The sequence below is a fragment of the Streptomyces sp. NPDC046909 genome (assembly GCF_040644695.1).
Taxonomy (GTDB): Bacteria; Actinomycetota; Actinomycetes; order Streptomycetales; family Streptomycetaceae; genus Streptomyces.
The window spans coordinates 710,579-726,035 of record NZ_JBEYXC010000001.1 but is presented as its reverse complement, the minus strand read 5'-3'; the positions used below and the strand labels follow the sequence as shown (position 1 = coordinate 726,035).

Here is a 15,457-nt window from a genome sequence, read left to right as displayed (position 1 = left end):
GTCGCGGCCGGGGCGGAGTTGGGGCGTGTTGGGCGGATCAGGTGGCGCATGGTGCAGAGTCGGTGCGGGGGGCGGAGACGGGGCGGGGTGAAGCGGGGGCGTCAGCCGCGGCGGCGGGCGGCGAGCACCTCGCCCCCTCGCGTCAGCCGCTGCGGCAGGCTAGTACCCCGCCCCTCACCCCCACGGCAGCCAAGCCCGCACCTCGAACCCGCCCTCCGCCCTCGCCCCGCTCTCCAGCCTCCCCCCAGCCAGCGTCGCCCTCTCCCGTAGCCCGATCAGCCCCTGCCCGGACCCCGGTACGGGGGTCACCTCGCCCTCGGGGGCCGGGTTGCGGACCGTGATGGTGAGGCCTTCGCCGGGGGCGCCCTCGACGGCGACGGTGACTTCCGTGCCGGGGGCGTGTTTGCGGGCGTTGGTGAGGCCTTCCTGGGCGATGCGGTAGGCGGTGCGGCCGATGGAGGCGGGGACGGTGGCGGGGTCGGTGACGCGGGTGTCGAGGGTGACCTTCATGCCGGCCTCGCGGGACTCGGCGACGAGTGCGTCCAGGGCGGCGAGGGTCGGCTGGGGGCGCCCGGTGTCGTCGTGGTCGCCCGCGCGCAGGACGCCGATGATCTCGCGCAGGTCCTGGAGTGCCTCGTGCGCGCTCTCCCGGATGACGCCGGCCGCGCGGGCGACCTCCTCCTGGGGTGCGTCGGGCCGGAACTCCAGCGCGCCCGCGTGGACGCTGAGCAGGGTGAGGCGGTGGGCGAGGACGTCGTGCATCTCGCGGGCGATGGCCTCGCGGGCCAGCCGTTGCGCCTGCTCCGCGCGGAGCCGGGCCTCGGTCTCGGCGCGCCGGGCCCGGTCCTGGAAGCTCATCACGAGCTGGCGTTTGGACCGTACGACCATGCCCGAGGCGATCACCACCGCGGCCATGAGGACGAAGATGACGACGGCGGCCAGGTAGGGCAGTTCGGGGTCGGGGCGCATCCAGAAGTAGAGCGGGATCAGCGCGATGTTGGCGCCGCCCAGCCAGGCCACGTACCGGAAGGGCCGGTGCACGGCGAGCGTGAACAGGGCGATGACGCAGGCGCCGCCCGCGGTGTCCGAGACGAGCCCGACGGGGAGGGAGGCGGCGGCCAGTCCGACGGGCCAGCGGCGGCGCAGCCACACCGCGGCGCAGGCGACCGCGCCGAGGATCTGGTCCAGGCGGGCGACGCTGTCCGGGACATGCGGGTTGGAGGTCACGGCGTCCGCGCCGACCAGGCCGATGAACACGGCCACCGCGAAGCAGCTGAAGTCGACGAGCCAGTCGCGCGCGGTGCGCCGGGGCCGCCGTCCGGGGCGCTCGGTGTCCGGGTCGAGTTCCTTGAGGACGGCCGAGGGCAGCAGCCAGCGCGGCCCCGCGTATGTCCGGGGCACCGCCACCGGCTTGTCTGCGCTCACGGTCGACAAATCTACGCAGCCGGGGACCCGGGCACCTCCGTGCGGACGGGATCGCCGACCAAAGTCGCGGGACCGGAGACTTTCGGCGCGGCCGGGGCGGGGAGGGCGCGACCTTCCGCGGCCGCGTCCCGCCCCGTGGCCGATGACGGCGAAAGCACCGAGAGGCGAGCGTGGGCGGTATGAAGCAACTGCTGGAAGCACTCGGATTCCTCGCTCTGGTGCAGGGCGTCGCCGGTCTGCTGCACGAGTTCACCGATCTGCACTGGGGGCTCGTCCAGCGGCTCGGCTTCCTCGACGGCTACGAGATCTACGCGAGCGTGGCCCTGGTGGTGCTGGCGGTCGCGCTGTTCGCCGCCGCCGGGAGCCGTGGGCGAAGTTAACTCCGGGAAAACTCATCGGACTTGACGGGAAAAATCTCCGGAGTTGTCATTGACATGCCACTGTCTACGCGCGTCATCATGTCGGCATGAGATTCCCCCCACGCGCCACTCGAATCGGCGCCGCAGCCGCTCTTCTGTCCGCGCTCTTCATCGGCGGCACCGTCACCGCCACGCCGGCGGCCGCCGCGGTCGGCAGCATCTGCTACAGCGACCTGCCCTCGCAGGCGTACGACACGCTGGAGCTGATCGAGGCCGGCGGTCCCTTCCCGTACTCGCAGGACGGCAGCGTCTTCCAGAACCGGGAAGGCGTCCTGCCCGCGCAGTCGAGCGGGTACTACCACGAGTACACGGTCAAGACACCTGGTTCGTCTACGCGCGGAGCTCGCCGGATCGTCACCGGTGAGGAGTACCAGGAGGACTACTACACCGCCGACCACTACGCGACGTTCGATCTGATCGACTACGGCTGCTAGTCCCCCCACGGATCGGCCCGAGGAACAGTGCGACCCGCCACCCGTCAGGTGGCACGCACCACTGAACCGCCCTGTCCCGCGCACCCCCCACATCGTCACCGCGCGGGACAGGGCGGTTCTGCGTCAGCCCGCCGACCGGCGCCCCCACGCCGTCCCGACCAGCACCAGCGCGCCGCCCGACAGGCCGAGCACGCCGAGCCGTTCGCCGCCGAGGGCGATGCCGGCCAGGGCGGCCCACAGGGGCTCGGTGCCGAGGAGGAGGCTGACCCGGGACGGGGAGGTGCGGCGGACGGCCCACATCTGCACGAAGAACGCGAACAGCGTGCAGAAGGCGGAGAGGAACAGCAGGCCTCCCCACTCGCGAGGCCCGAACTCCGCTGCCGTCGCCCACGGTGTCGCGTCGGCGCCGGTCGCCAGGACCGCGAACACGGCTACGGCGGCGCCGAGTTGGACGGTGGTCAGGGAGAGCGCGTCGGCGCCCTGGACGGCCTTGACGCGGGACATGGCGAGGACGTGGACCGTACGGGCGAGGGCCGCGAGCAGCATGAGCAGGTCGCCGAGGGAGGGGCTGGTGAAGCCGCCGCCCTGGGTGAGCAGGACGACGCCGAGCACGGAGAGGGCGGCGGCGCCGAGGAACGCCCGGGAGGGGCGGGTCCGGGTGACGGCGGCCTCGGCGAGCGGCGTGAAGATCATCGTGAGGCTGATGATGAGGCCCGCGTTGGTGGCCGAGGTGTGGACGACGCCGTACGTCTCCAGCAGGAAGATCCCGCTGAGGATCAGCCCGAGCAGTCCGGCCCCGCGCCACTGGGCGGCGCTCAGGGCGCGCAGCGAGCGCCATCCCGCGATGGCCAGGACCGGCAGGACGATCGCGAAGCGCAGCACCAGGACCGCGATCACCGTCCGCGCGGTGGTGATGTCCTTGGCGGCGAGATAGCTCGCGCCCCACACCACCGCCACGAGCAGGACGGGCAGGTCGGTCAGCCAGGTGCGGCGGGGCGCGAGGGCGCCCGGTACGGCGATCGAGGACATCTGGGCGGCTCTCCCGGTCTCCCACGGTCATGTGGAGACATCGGCGGCTCGCACGCGGAGCGATCACCGTACCGGCGGCACGGATCTTGGGCTAGGCGTTTTCGGGGAGGTCGAAGGAGCCGTACTCCGGGCGCCCGGCCTTGTCGTACGTCTGGATGGAGACGCCGGTCGAAGTGATCAGGCCGCTGCGGTGCCGGAAGGCGGTCGGGAGGCTGCCCTCGGCGAAGAGGCGGCGGCCCGCGCCCAGCACCACCGGGACGGTGATCAGGTGGAAGGTGTCGATCAGGTCCAGGTTCACCAGGGACTGGAGGAGGGCGCCGCTGCCGTGGAGCTGGAGCTCGCCGTCGGTGCGCTCCTTGAGGGCGGTGACCTCCTTGGCCAGGTCGCCGCTGATCACGGTGGTGTTGGCCCACTCGGGGTCGGTGAGGGTGGACGAGGCGACGAACTTCGGCAGGGTGTTGAGCTGGGCGGCGATGAGGTTGTCGGGGTCGGTCACCTTGGGCCAGTACCCGGCGAAGATGTCGTACGTACGGCGGCCGAGGAGGAACGCGCCGACCTGGCCGAAGACCTCGGTGACGAAGCGGCCGAAGTCCTCGTCGTCGAACGGGGCGGTCCAGCCGCCCTGCGAGAAGCCTCCCCTGGGGTCCTCCTCGGGTCCGCCGGGGGCCTGGTAGACGCCGTCGAGGCTGACGAAGATCTGCGAGACGAGCTTGCCCATGACGGGTGCCTTCTCTCGTGGGTGGGGTCTGTTGTCATCACCTCAGACCCCACCGGCACCCGCAACTCATCGGCGGCGCGTGGATCAGCCGGCGTTCGTCGAGAACAGGCCGCCCGTCGGGCCCTGCTTGTCGCCGCCCTGGGCCTTCTTCAGGGCGTTGGCGAGGCTCTCGATGGTGAGGGACTGGAGGATGACGCGGCCGTTGCCCTCCAAGGTGGCCAGCGACAGCCCCTCGCCGCCGAAGACGGCGTTCATGAGCCCCTGCCGGTTCAGGCCGCCGACACGCTGGACGCCGTACTGGATGCCCTCCTCGAAGGCGACGACACAGCCCGTGTCGACCTCGATACGGCCGCCGAAGTCGGCCGGGTTGAGGTCGATGAAGTTGCCGGCGCCGGCGATGATCACGGTGCCGCGGCCGGTGAACTTCTCCAGGATGAAGCCCTCGCCCCCGCTGCGGCCGGTCTTGCCGCCCTGGAAGGCGATGCCGAAGTCGACGGTGGACTCTGCGGCGACGAACGCGTCCTTCTCCGCGAACCACGCGCGCGTGCCGTCCAGCTCCAGCGCGCGCATCTCGCCCGGCAGGACGCCCGCGAAGCCGACGGTGCCCTCGCCGCCGGTCGAGGTGAAGTACTGGAACGCCAGCGACTCGCCCGCGAGGGCGCGCTGACCGACCTGCATGGCGGTGCCCATGGCCTGGCGGAGCATGCCGCCCATGCCGCCGGCGCCGCCCTGCGGCTGCTGACCGCCGCCGCTGCCGGACGGGCCGCTCAGGCGGGTCTCCATGGTCACGTTCGTGGTTTTGAACAGGAACTTTCCGGCCTCGCAGTACACGGTCTGGCCGGGCTGGAGGCTGACGACCGCCATCTGCATGGCGTTGCCGACGATGTCTTGCTGAAGGGTCACGTGAGGAGAACGCGGGAGGCGGAGGAAAGAGTTCCGCCTGGCTGACGGCCGCCTGAGCTACGTGTCCGTTCGCCGCCAGCACACGCGCGTGCGGGCCGCTGGGATGGAGGCATGACAACGACTCACGGAACTCTGCACGGCAAGGCCGCCCTGGTCACCGGGGGCAGCCGGGGCATCGGCGCGGCGACGGTCCTGCGGCTCGCCCGGGAGGGCGCGGACGTGGCACTGACGTACGCGAGCGGCAAGGAGGCGGCCGAGGAGGTCGTACGGCGCGTCGAGGCGCTGGGGCGGCGGGCGGTGGCCCTGCGGGCGGATTCCGCGGACGCCGAGGAGGCGGCGGGGGCGGTGGAGCGTACGGCGGAGGCGCTGGGCGGCTTGGACGTGCTGGTGAACAACGTGGGGGTGGGGGTACTGGGTCCGCTGGAGGGGCTGTCGCTCGCGGAGGTGGACCGGGTGCTGGCGGTGAACGTCCGGGGGGTGTTCCTGGCCTCGCAGGCGGCGGCCGGGCGGATGCCGTCCGGGGGCCGGATCATCACCATCGGCACCTGCATGACCCAGCGTGTGCCGGGCCCGGGCGGGACCCTCTACGCGACGAGCAAGTCGGCCCTGGTCGGCCTCACCAAGGCCCTCGCCCGGGAACTGGGGCCGCGCGGGATCACCGCGAACATCGTCCACCCGGGCCCGACCGACACGGACATGAACCCGGCGGACGGGCCGTATGCCTCCGGGCAGGCGGAGATGACCGCGCTGGGGAGGTTCGGGACGGCCGACGAGGTGGCGTCGATGGTGGCGTACCTGGCCGGCTCGGAGTACGTCACCGGCGCCGAGTTCGCGGTGGACGGGGGCCACGCGGCGTGAGGGTCAGCGGGGCGGGCCGGGCTGCTCAGGCTCGGTCCGTTCCGCCTGGAGGCGCCGTTGTTCCTCGTCGTCCGCGGCCGTGGCGGTGCGGTGCGCGTCGGCGAATCTGCGGACGATGCCGAGCAGTTCGTCGCGGGCGGCGAGCCCTTCGGCGCCCGGGCGGGTGAGGGCTTCGTGGAGGGCGGTCTGGAGGGTCTCCCGGACGTGCGGCAGCGGACCGACGACGAGTCGGCTCCGTTCCAGGTGCCCGGCGAGGCTCTCCAGCGCGCGTACCGAGTCGTCGTCGAGTCCTCGCTGCCAGTGGTCGGCCTCGCCGAGCAGGTACCAGAGAGAGCCCGCGTGGTCGGCCGGCAGCAGCACCGTCACCGCGTCGGCCTCGTCCAGCCCCGTCGTGAGCGAGACAACGGCACGCCGGCTCCAGTCGTCGAGGCCGGTTCCGAGCGCGTCGAGAGCTCGCCGTATCTCCCCCACCTCGGTCGGCGGCAGCGTCAGCGCGACGAGGTCCGGTTCCATGCCCGCGGCCGCGTATCGCGCGCGTGGGGCCCTCTGGCTCCAGCCCGCCACGGCGAACTCCACACCCTCCTCCGGCTCATCGACCGGCACCGGAGTACTGCGCTCGTACCCGTGCCTGCGAAGGTGCCGGTCGATCTCGTCCCACACCATGGGCCATCGGGCGATCCGGCGGCGGTGCGTCTCCAGTTCCACCGAGAACACCTCCTGCCAACCACTCTTGGTGAGAATACGAACGGTCAGGCGCCCCGACTCCAGCCGTGCTCTGCCGAAGACCCGTGCCTTGAGCGTCATCCGCCGCCTCCCTCAGACAAGTCCGCCGCGCACCCGGTGCAGGTAGCTGAACTCGTGTTCCTCACGTGCCTCGCGGAGCGGGCGGATCTCTCGCGTGGCCACGTTGAGCGCGTAGCCGCCGACCGTGCCGAGGAGCCAGCCGAGGTCCGGCAGCAGCAGCGCCCCGCTGGCCGCGGCCGCGAGCGCGACGGACACCGTGACCGAGCGGTGCACCCAGGCCGTACGGCTGCTGCGACCGGCAGCCCGGTAGTCCTCCAGGGCCTCGGAGAGCTCGTGCCTGAGCTGGGCGAACACGTCCGCCGGGTGCTCGTAGTCGCGGCGCAGATCGCCGAGCAGGCGGTGCAGGGCGCGCATCAGACGCCGCCGCTCGTCCGGGTACCTGTCCCGGAAGGCGAGGACATCGGCGGTCGGGGTACCGGGGGCGGGCACCGGAAGCAGCCGCCCGAGCTCGACCTCCCAGGCCAGGGCCCGCACCGCCGGGGACGCGGGGCGCAGGCTGTTGCGGTACGCCGTCTCGTTGTCCGTGTACGGAAAGAAGGCGACGTCCGGGTGGTGGGCGAACTCACGGGCCAGGACGCCGACGATCAGTGCCTGCACCTCTCGGGAGACGTTCAGCGTCCCCCAGCCGTCGCTGGTCGCCAGTCCCATGGCCCGCAGCGCCGCCTCGACCGGGTAGCTGATCTTCGACGTGTAGAGCACTGCCTCGGCCGGCGTCGTGGGCCGCGGTGGGTCCGGACGCGCGGCGAGCCGCCGGAGTTCCTCCATGAGGACGGTCGAGGCCTGCCCCGAGCGCCAGGAGGGGCCGGCCCGTCCCAACGGGTCGAGCACGTCCAAGGACTCCTCGCTGAACGCGAGCGGCCGGTACAGCTCCCGCTCCTCCAGCCGCTTGAGCTCCTCGCCCACGACGGCGTCGTACACCTGTGGGTCGCGCGGTACGACGGAGGCGATCCCGTCCCAGTACAGCAGCGCCTGGTGGAGCACCTCGGTGGGCGGGTTGACGGTCGGGTAGTACAGCAGCACGCCCATCGGATCCCCCCGGCCCCTCGACACCGACGGGATCAACGATAGCGAGGCGCACCGAAGTTGACCCTCCGGTGCGCCTCACGGGGGCAAGCCGCGCTAGCCGCCCAGCTCCTGGTGGCGAGCCGTCAGCGTCGCCACCCCCGTCTCCGTCAGCGAACCGAACAGCCGCAGCCGCGAGATGCCGCCGTCCGGGAAGATGTCCACGCGTGCGTGCGTGCCGACCGCCGGGGTCGGGAGGACGAAGCGGTGGTTGGTGTCGGGCTGGAGGCGGGTGCGCGGGAGGATCTCCCGCCAGTCGCCGTTCTCGCCGTCCTTCACGGAGACCGACGCCCAGCCGGCGCTGTTGCCCTTCAGGTACGCCGTGTCGATCTCGATCGCGCGGATCTGGGACTGGGACACCAGGCGGTAGCGGATCCAGTCGTTGCCCTGGTCGCGGCGGCGGCGGGTCTCCCAGCCGTCGTCCATCTTGCGGGAGCGGCCGGGCTGGATGGTGTTGGAGGCCGGGGAGTAGAAGAGGTTGGAGGCGTCCTCGGCCTGGCCGCCGTTCTCCAGGGCGACCACGTCGAAGGTGCCGAGGACCGACAGCCACTCGGGGTCCGGGACGACCTCGCCGTAGACGCGGAGGCGGGCGATGCCGCCGTCGGGGTGCTGGTTGACGCGGAGGTGGGTGAAGCGCTGCTCGACCGCCACCTCGAAGCCGTTGGCCGCGTGGCCGCCGACCGCGGTGCGGGGGACCAGGGTCGTCCACTTCACGTCGTCGCCGAGGAGTTCCCCGGGGGAGGGCGAGCCCGCCACCGAGGTGGCCTCGACCGACACCGCCTGCGGGTAGTTGCCGCGGAAGTGGGCGGTGTCGACGACGATCCCGCGGATCACGCCGGGCGCACCGAGGCGGACCAGGGCCCAGTCGTGGTCCTCGGCCGTCGGCCACGGGTGCTCGGCGGACGCTCCCCGGCGGCGCCTGGTCTCCCAGCCGTCCATGATCTTGCCCTTGTGCCCGAAGTGCTCGGGGTCGAACTCGGCGCGCCCGGGCAGCAGCAGGTTCTCGCGCTGGGCGAAGAACTCGTCGTTGGCGGCGATGACTCCGGCGCCGAGCTGCCGGGCGGCGAGGTCGGCGTACTGGGTGAAGGGGAAGTCGGCGGTGCGGTAGTCGGCGTACGGGTCGCCGCCGCCGTAAGGGTTCGCGTCGCCGGTGAAGCTCGGAATCGCCGTCACTTGATGTGTGCCTTTCGGTCGTCGGCCGCTGCGGGTGCGGGGCCCCTTTTCGGGGGAAGATCAGTGGGTGCGCGTGAGGAGTTGGCCCTTCGGGTCCGTGAACTCGCCGTCCGCGACGATGCGTTCGCCGCGCAGCCAGGTCGACTTGACCACGCCGTACAGGGTCTTGCCCGCGTACGCCGTCACACGGTTGCGGTGCTGGAGTGCGGCCGGGTCGACGGTGAAGGTCTCGTCGGGGGCGAGGACCGCGAAGTCGGCGTCGCGGCCGGCCTCGATGGCGCCCTTCTGGTCCAGGCCGACCAGTTCGGAGGTGCGCGTGGACATCCAGCGGACGACGTCCTCCAGGGAGTGACCGCGCTTGCGTGCCTCGGTCCAGACGGCCGCCAGGCTCAGCTGAAGGCCGGAGATGCCGCCCCACGCGGTCGCGAAGTCATCGGTCTTGAGGTCGGCCGTCGACGGCGAGTGGTCGGTGACGACGACGTCGATGAGGCCGTCGGCCAGCGCCTGCCAGAGCAGGTCCTGGTTGGCGGACTCGCGGATCGGCGGGCAGCACTTGAACTCGCTGGCGCCGTCGGGGACTTCCTCGGCGGTCAGCGTCAGATAGTGCGGGCAGGTCTCGACCGTGATGCGGACACCCTCGGCCTTGGCGGTGGCGATCAGCGGGAGCGCGTCGCTCGACGAGAGGTGCAGGACGTGCACGCGCGCGTCCAACCGCTTCGCCTGGGCGATGAGTTGGGCGATCGCGGTGTCCTCGGCGTCGCGCGGGCGCGAGGCGAGGAAGTCGGTGTACTTCGGGCCGCCCTGCTGCGGGGCCGCCTCCAGGTGGTGCGGGTCCTCGGCGTGCACGATCAGCAGACCGCCGAAGGAGGTGATCTCGGCGAGGGACTGGGCGAGTCGGTCCTGGTCGAGGTGCGGGAACTCGTCGACGCCGGACGGGGACAGGAACGCCTTGAAGCCGAAGACCCCCGCCTCGTGCAGCGGGCGCAGGTCCTTGACGTTGTCGGGCAGGGCGCCGCCCCAGAAGCCGACGTCGATGTGGGCCTTGTCGGCGGCGACGTCCTTCTTCGTACGGAGGTGGTCGACCGTCGTCGTGGGCGGCAGGGAGTTGAGGGGCATGTCGACGAGGGTGGTGATGCCGCCGGCCGCCGCCGCGCGCGTGGCGGTCCAGAAGCCCTCCCACTCGGTGCGGCCCGGGTCGTTGACGTGCACATGGGTGTCGACCAGTCCGGGCAGGACGGCATGGTCGCCGACGTCCTCCAGACGGGCACCCTCCGGGACGGGAGCGTCGTACGGCAGGACGGCCGTGATCTTCCCGGCGGAGACGGCGACCGATGCGGCGCGCGTCCCTTCCGGAGTGATGACGTGCGTCGAGCGCAGCACCAGTTCTACGTCGGACACCCGGACCCCTCTCTGTCGCCGTTGTTACTTCCGAGAAACGGGATTTACTTCCACGTAACGGAATTCAACGTTCTGTTGAAGGAGTCTTCACTCCCGCTTCCGCGCCGTCAAGGGCACACTGCTTCACAGGGCTTCGACCCGCCACACTCTGGACGTTTCCACAAAGCGGAATTAGAATTCCGACAGGCAGAACGTAGCTACGTACCAGCGGGCAGTCAACCGACTGGCGGGTAGGCTTCTGCCCTTCCTGCCACCCGAAAGGAACGCGCCGTGCCTGCGTCCAGCGCCAGCACCACCGACTCCGCCAAGTCCGCCAGTGGCGGGGTCCAGTCCCTCGAGCGCGCCTTCGATCTGCTGGAGCGGATGGCGGACGCGGGCGGCGAGGTCGGCCTCAGCGAGCTCTCCGCGAGCAGCGGGCTGCCGCTGCCCACCATCCACCGTCTGATGCGCACGCTCGTGGCCTGCGGATACGTCCGTCAGCAGCCGAACCGCCGGTACGCGCTCGGCCCCCGTCTGATCCGCCTCGGCGAGTCGGCGTCCCGCCTGCTCGGCACCTGGGCCCGCCCCTACCTGGCCCGCCTGGTCGAGGAGACCGGCGAGACGGCGAACATGGCGCTGCTCGACGGGGACGAGATCGTGTACGTCGCCCAGGTGCCGTCGAAGCACTCGATGCGCATGTTCACCGAGGTCGGCCGGCGGGTGCTCCCCCACTCCACGGGTGTGGGCAAGGCACTGCTCGCGAACACCCCGGACCACGAGGTGCGCGCGCTGCTGGCCCGTACGGGCATGCCGGCCGCCACGGAGAAGACGATCACCACTCCGGAGGGGTTCCTCGCGGCCCTGGAGGACGTGCGCCGCACCGGTTACGCGGTCGACGACAACGAGCAGGAGATCGGCGTGCGCTGCCTCGCGGTGTCGGTACCCAACTCCCCCACCGCCGCGGCGATCTCGATCTCCGGTCCGGCGGGACGGGTCACGGAAGCGGCCACCGACAAGATCGTCCCCGTGCTCCAGCAGGTGGCGGGCGAGCTGTCCGAGGCGCTGGCCACCCAGAACCCCTCGTAACGGACCGGAGGGCCCGGGGGAACGTCCGCTACCGGCGCGGCTCCCCGAACAGGTCCACCGCGTCCCGTACGTCCGACAGCCCCCGCGACAGTGCGCTGACCGAGCCGATCGCGCCCGCGATCAGCAGCAGGGAGCGGCGCAGGCGGGGGATCTCCGGGGCGCCGTCGGTGGTCATCGCGGCCAGCGCCGCGAGTTCGTCCTCGGCGATGGCGCGGTCGGGGAACTCGGCGGGGTGCGCGGCGAGTTCGCGGCGCAGCCGGGACACCGCGGTCCGCAGGCCCGCCACCCTAGGGTCCTCGTCGCTGCCGGTCACTGGCCTCTGCCCCAAGCTCCGCAACACAGCTCTCCCCCCGCGCACGCCGTTGTGCGCCCTCCGTCGTGATCCCGCCCGAAACCGCCCCGTGGCGTTGGTCAGGCGCCGGGGACGCCGGTCAGTAAACGCCACCCGGGAGGGCGCGCGCCACTCCGCGGACCGAAATTCAGCCCTGCGAAACCGGCCACTCACCGGGGCTTCAGGTATGCAGGACGCATGACGGACGACGAACACCAGGTGGCCGGGCTGATCCTCGCCGCGGGGGGCGGCCGGCGGCTCGGCGGGCGGCCCAAGGCGTTGCTCGGACATCGCGGAAGGCCGCTCGTGGAGCACGCGGTGGGCGCCCTGCGCGCGGCCGGCTGCACGCGCGTGCACGTGGTGCTGGGCGCCGCCGCCGACGCCGTACGGAAGACCGCGCGGCTCGACGGCTGTGTGCTCGTGGACAACCCCGAGTGGGAGCAGGGCATGGGGTCCTCGCTTCGAGCGGGGCTCGACTCGTTCTCCGGCACGGACGCGCGGGCCGTGCTGGTGTCGCTCGTCGATCAGCCCGGTATCGGGGCCGAGGCGTACGCGCGCGTGCTCGGTGCGTACGAGTCGCCGCAGTCGCTGGTCGCCGCCGCCTACGACGGCGTACGGGGGCATCCCGTGCTGTTCGGTGCCGCGCACTGGGCGGGGATCGCCGCGACTGCGACCGGGGACCGAGGGGCACGCGCGTACCTGAGGGAACACGCCGCGCGGGTCTCGCTCATCGAGTGCGGGGACATCGCCCGGCCCTTCGACATCGACACCGCCGAAGATCTGTACCACCTTGAGTGAGCGGGGTGGCACTGAGCGCCACGCTGCCTCGACTCGGAGAATCTCGATATCAACAAACCATTGAACTTCCACGATGAGGAAACTAGTATCCACTGTTCAGAAGCGCCCTACCGCTCCTGGGGCGTTGCTCGCCGTACCCGGTTCGACTGGCACCCGGTGCCACGCTCGCTGAAGGAAGTGACAGCTCATGTCCGCACCAGCGCCGTCCCCGCTGGCCATCGTCGACGCCGAGCCCCTGCCCCGGCAGGAGGAGGTGCTCACCGACGCGGCCCTCGCCTTCGTGGCCGAGCTGCACCGCCGGTTCACGCCCCGTCGTGAAGAGCTCCTCGCCCGCCGAGCGGAGCGCCGCGCCGAGATCGCCCGCACCTCCACGCTCGACTTCCTCCCGGAGACCGCCGCGATCCGCGCGGACGACTCCTGGAAGGTCGCCCCCTCCCCCGCGGCCCTCGACGACCGCCGCGTCGAGATCACCGGCCCGACCGACCGCAAGATGACGATCAACGCGCTCAACTCGGGCGCGAAGATCTGGCTCGCGGACTTCGAGGACGCCTCGGCGCCCACCTGGGAGAACGTCGTCCTCGGCCAGGTCAACCTCGCCGACGCCTACACCCGGAACATCGACTTCACCGACGAGAAGTCCGGCAAGTCCTACGCCCTGCGCCCGAACGAGGAGCTCGCGACGGTCGTCATGCGCCCGCGCGGCTGGCACCTCAACGAGCGCCACCTCGTCGACGCCGACGGCTCCCAAGTCCCGGGCGCCTTCGTCGACTTCGGGCTCTACTTCTTCCACAACGCCCAGCGCCTGCTCGACCTCGGCAAGGGCCCGTACTTCTACCTCCCGAAGACCGAGTCGCACCTCGAAGCCCGCCTGTGGAACGACGTGTTCGTCTTCGCGCAGGACTACGTCGGCATCCCGCAGGGCACCATCCGCGCCACCGTCCTGATCGAGACGATCACGGCGGCGTACGAGATGGAGGAGATTCTCTATGAACTCCGCGACCACGCCTCCGGGTTGAACGCCGGCCGCTGGGACTATCTCTTCTCCATCGTCAAGAACTTCCGTGACGGCGGCGCCAAGTTCGTCCTCCCGGACCGCAACCTGGTCACGATGACGGCCCCGTTCATGCGGGCGTACACCGAACTCCTCGTCCGCACCTGCCACAAGCGCGGCGCGCACGCGATCGGCGGCATGGCGGCGTTCATCCCGTCCCGCCGGGACGCCGAGGTCAACAAGGTGGCCTTCGAGAAGGTCCGCGCCGACAAGGACCGCGAGGCCGGGGACGGTTTCGACGGCTCCTGGGTCGCCCACCCCGACCTGGTCCCGATCGCCCTGGAGTCCTTCGACCGGGTCCTCGGCGACAAGCCGAACCAGAAGGACCGGCTGCGCGAGGACGTCCACGTCGAGGCCGCCGACCTGATCGCCATCGACTCGCTGGACGCCAAGCCGACGTACAACGGTCTCGTCAATGCCGTTCAGGTGGGCATCCGTTACATCGAGGCCTGGCTGCGCGGGCTCGGCGCGGTCGCCATCTTCAACCTGATGGAGGACGCGGCCACCGCCGAGATCTCCCGCTCGCAGATCTGGCAGTGGATCAACGCGGGCGTGGAGTTCGAGAACGGTGAGAAGGCGACGCCGGAGCTGGCCCGCAAGGTCGCCGCCGAGGAACTGTCCAACATCCGCGCCGAGTTGGGCGAGGAGGCGTTCGCCGCCGGTCACTGGCAGCAGGCGCACGACCTGCTCCTGGAGGTCTCCCTCGACGCCGACTACGCGGACTTCCTGACGCTGCCGGCGTACGAGCAGCTCAAGGGCTGACCTCCCAGGAAGCTTTCTAGGAAGCCGACTTGTCCGAGTGGCCCAGGGACTTTCCCGGGGCCACTCGGTCGCGTACGGCCTGCTTCACGGCCGTCGGCTCCGGGAAGCCCCGCTCCTTGCGGTCCCAGACGACCTCGCCGTCGACGCGGACCACGAAGACGCCGCCGGTGCCGGGCTTGAGGGACAGCTCGCCCAGCTCCTGCTCGAAGGTGGTGAGCAGCTCCTGTGCGAGCCAGGCCGCGCGGGGCAGCCAGCGGCACTGGGTGCAGTACTCGATCTGTACGACGGGACTCACGGGGCTCGCGGGGCTCATCCGAGGTGTACCGACCAATCCTGTTCCGCCGCCGGTTTGCCGTGCAGGTCGGGGACCCGCTTCAGCCAGTTCGGACGGCCCTGCTGTGTCTTCGCCGCCCGGAGGGCCTCCTCGGCGGCGAGTTCCTCCCGGGTGGGGAAGTCGGTGGGCAGCCAGGCGGCGGAGGCCCGCACGCGCGCGTGGAGGTACGTCACGTAGGCCTCGCGCGCCTCGTCGGGGGTCGCGAAGTCGGTCAGCCAGGCGTCGGGGACCTCGGCGACGATCTCCCGCAGCAACTCCTCCGTGACCCTGGGCGCCAGCTCCGCGTCCGCCGCCCGTACGTCCGGGGCGTTGTGGCCGAGGGCGTGGTGCCGGAAGTCGTACCGCTTCGTCGGGTCCGAGCCGTCCCAGCGGTGGTGGAAGACGAGGGCGGCACCGTGGTCGATCAGCCACAGGCGCGGCGGCGCGACGCCGAGCGTCGGCCACACCATCAGGTTGGAGCTGTGCACCGTACGGTCCACGTTCACGGTCAGCGCGTCCAGCCAGACGATCCGGCCCGCTTCCAGGGAGTCGACCGGGAAGGTCTTCGCGACCTCCGGTGTGAAATCCGCGGCGCCCGGCAGATAGTCCATGCCGAGGTTGATCCCCGCGCTGGCGCTGTGCAGCTCCCGCACCTCCTGGTGGGGCTCACTGTCGGCGATCGCGGGGTCGAAGTGGACCAGGACCAGTTCGGGGAAGCGCAGGCCGAGCGCCCGGGCCAGCTCACCGACGATCACCTCGGCCACGAGCGCCTTGCGGCCCTGTGCGGAGCCGGTGAACTTGACGACGTACGTCCCCAGGTCGTCGGCCTCGACGACTCCGGGCACGGAGCCGCCGGAGCGCAGGGGGGCGACGTAGCGGGTCGCGGTGACCTCTCTGAGCATTTCCGACCTCCG

At 71.4% G+C, this 15,457-nt stretch carries 17 protein-coding genes; 6 read left to right on the top strand and 11 right to left on the bottom strand.

Translation table 11 applies throughout. From position 1 onward, the window contains the following. Positions 1-174 precede the first annotated feature (174 nt). Complete coding sequence (locus ABZ928_RS02990; RefSeq protein ID WP_361514694.1) at positions 175-1,434, bottom strand: histidine kinase; 1,260 nt, start codon at positions 1,432-1,434, stop codon at positions 175-177. Between the two features lie 170 nt (positions 1,435-1,604). Here ABZ928_RS02990 and ABZ928_RS02985 point away from each other — a divergent pair, with 170 nt between their 5' ends. Continuing rightward, positions 1,605-1,805, top strand: a complete 201-nt coding sequence (locus tag ABZ928_RS02985) for a hypothetical protein (RefSeq protein ID WP_361514693.1) — start codon at positions 1,605-1,607, stop codon at positions 1,803-1,805. Positions 1,806-1,891: 86 nt separating this feature from the next. Next, entirely contained in the window at positions 1,892-2,278 is a 387-nt protein-coding gene (locus ABZ928_RS02980) for a ribonuclease domain-containing protein (RefSeq protein WP_361514692.1), read from the top strand. 123 nt (positions 2,279-2,401) lie between these two features. Here the strand turns inward: ABZ928_RS02980 and ABZ928_RS02975 are convergent, their stop codons facing one another. The 3 genes from ABZ928_RS02975 to ABZ928_RS02965 form a co-directional block, all read right to left on the bottom strand. Beyond that, positions 2,402-3,307 (bottom strand): DMT family transporter, encoded by a 906-nt coding sequence (locus ABZ928_RS02975; protein WP_361514691.1) that lies wholly within the window; start codon positions 3,305-3,307, stop codon positions 2,402-2,404. A 91-nt stretch (positions 3,308-3,398) separates the two neighbouring features. Continuing rightward, positions 3,399-4,025: a dihydrofolate reductase family protein gene (locus ABZ928_RS02970; RefSeq protein WP_361514690.1), complete on the bottom strand. Its 627-nt coding sequence runs from the start codon at positions 4,023-4,025 to the stop codon at positions 3,399-3,401. An 84-nt stretch (positions 4,026-4,109) separates the two neighbouring features. Beyond that, a complete protein-coding gene (locus ABZ928_RS02965; RefSeq protein ID WP_361514689.1) occupies positions 4,110-4,928 on the bottom strand; it encodes an AIM24 family protein in 819 nt (272 codons plus the stop codon). A gap of 111 nt (positions 4,929-5,039) precedes the next feature. Here ABZ928_RS02965 and ABZ928_RS02960 point away from each other — a divergent pair, with 111 nt between their 5' ends. Next, positions 5,040-5,786: an SDR family oxidoreductase gene (locus ABZ928_RS02960; protein ID WP_361514688.1), complete on the top strand. Its 747-nt coding sequence runs from the start codon at positions 5,040-5,042 to the stop codon at positions 5,784-5,786. 3 nt (positions 5,787-5,789) lie between these two features. Here ABZ928_RS02960 and ABZ928_RS02955 read toward each other — a convergent pair whose 3' ends face one another. The 4 genes from ABZ928_RS02955 to allB all read right to left on the bottom strand — a co-directional run bounded on the left by ABZ928_RS02955 (position 5,790) and on the right by allB (position 10,223). Next, positions 5,790-6,590, bottom strand: a complete 801-nt coding sequence (locus ABZ928_RS02955) for a hypothetical protein (RefSeq protein ID WP_361514687.1) — start codon at positions 6,588-6,590, stop codon at positions 5,790-5,792. Between the two features lie 12 nt (positions 6,591-6,602). Then, positions 6,603-7,616: a hypothetical protein gene (locus ABZ928_RS02950; RefSeq protein ID WP_361514686.1), complete on the bottom strand. Its 1,014-nt coding sequence runs from the start codon at positions 7,614-7,616 to the stop codon at positions 6,603-6,605. 93 nt (positions 7,617-7,709) lie between these two features. Next, entirely contained in the window at positions 7,710-8,825 is a 1,116-nt protein-coding gene (alc, locus tag ABZ928_RS02945; protein ID WP_361514685.1) for an allantoicase, read from the bottom strand. Between the two features lie 60 nt (positions 8,826-8,885). Beyond that, the gene (gene allB / locus ABZ928_RS02940) at positions 8,886-10,223 is read right to left on the bottom strand and encodes an allantoinase AllB (RefSeq protein ID WP_361514684.1); all 1,338 of its coding nucleotides are present in this window, start codon (positions 10,221-10,223) and stop codon (positions 8,886-8,888) included. A gap of 270 nt (positions 10,224-10,493) precedes the next feature. Between allB and ABZ928_RS02935 the strand changes: the two genes are divergently transcribed. Continuing rightward, a complete protein-coding gene (locus ABZ928_RS02935; protein ID WP_361514683.1) occupies positions 10,494-11,288 on the top strand; it encodes an IclR family transcriptional regulator in 795 nt (264 codons plus the stop codon). A 28-nt stretch (positions 11,289-11,316) separates the two neighbouring features. Here the strand turns inward: ABZ928_RS02935 and ABZ928_RS02930 are convergent, their stop codons facing one another. Then, positions 11,317-11,601 carry a DUF5955 family protein gene (locus ABZ928_RS02930; RefSeq protein WP_361514919.1) on the bottom strand — a complete coding sequence of 95 codons (285 nt, stop codon included), beginning with the start codon at positions 11,599-11,601 and terminating at the stop codon, positions 11,317-11,319. Between the two features lie 216 nt (positions 11,602-11,817). Here ABZ928_RS02930 and ABZ928_RS02925 point away from each other — a divergent pair, with 216 nt between their 5' ends. Beyond that, positions 11,818-12,417, top strand: a complete 600-nt coding sequence (locus ABZ928_RS02925; RefSeq protein ID WP_361514682.1) for a nucleotidyltransferase family protein — start codon at positions 11,818-11,820, stop codon at positions 12,415-12,417. A 187-nt stretch (positions 12,418-12,604) separates the two neighbouring features. Further along, positions 12,605-14,230, top strand: a complete 1,626-nt coding sequence (aceB, locus tag ABZ928_RS02920) for a malate synthase A (RefSeq protein ID WP_361514681.1) — start codon at positions 12,605-12,607, stop codon at positions 14,228-14,230. A 16-nt stretch (positions 14,231-14,246) separates the two neighbouring features. Here the strand turns inward: aceB and ABZ928_RS02915 are convergent, their stop codons facing one another. Next, positions 14,247-14,525 (bottom strand): SelT/SelW/SelH family protein, encoded by a 279-nt coding sequence (locus ABZ928_RS02915; RefSeq protein WP_361514680.1) that lies wholly within the window; start codon positions 14,523-14,525, stop codon positions 14,247-14,249. A gap of 14 nt (positions 14,526-14,539) precedes the next feature. Next, the gene (locus tag ABZ928_RS02910) at positions 14,540-15,445 is read right to left on the bottom strand and encodes a HipA family kinase (protein WP_361514679.1); all 906 of its coding nucleotides are present in this window, start codon (positions 15,443-15,445) and stop codon (positions 14,540-14,542) included. Positions 15,446-15,457: the final 12 nt, after the last annotated feature.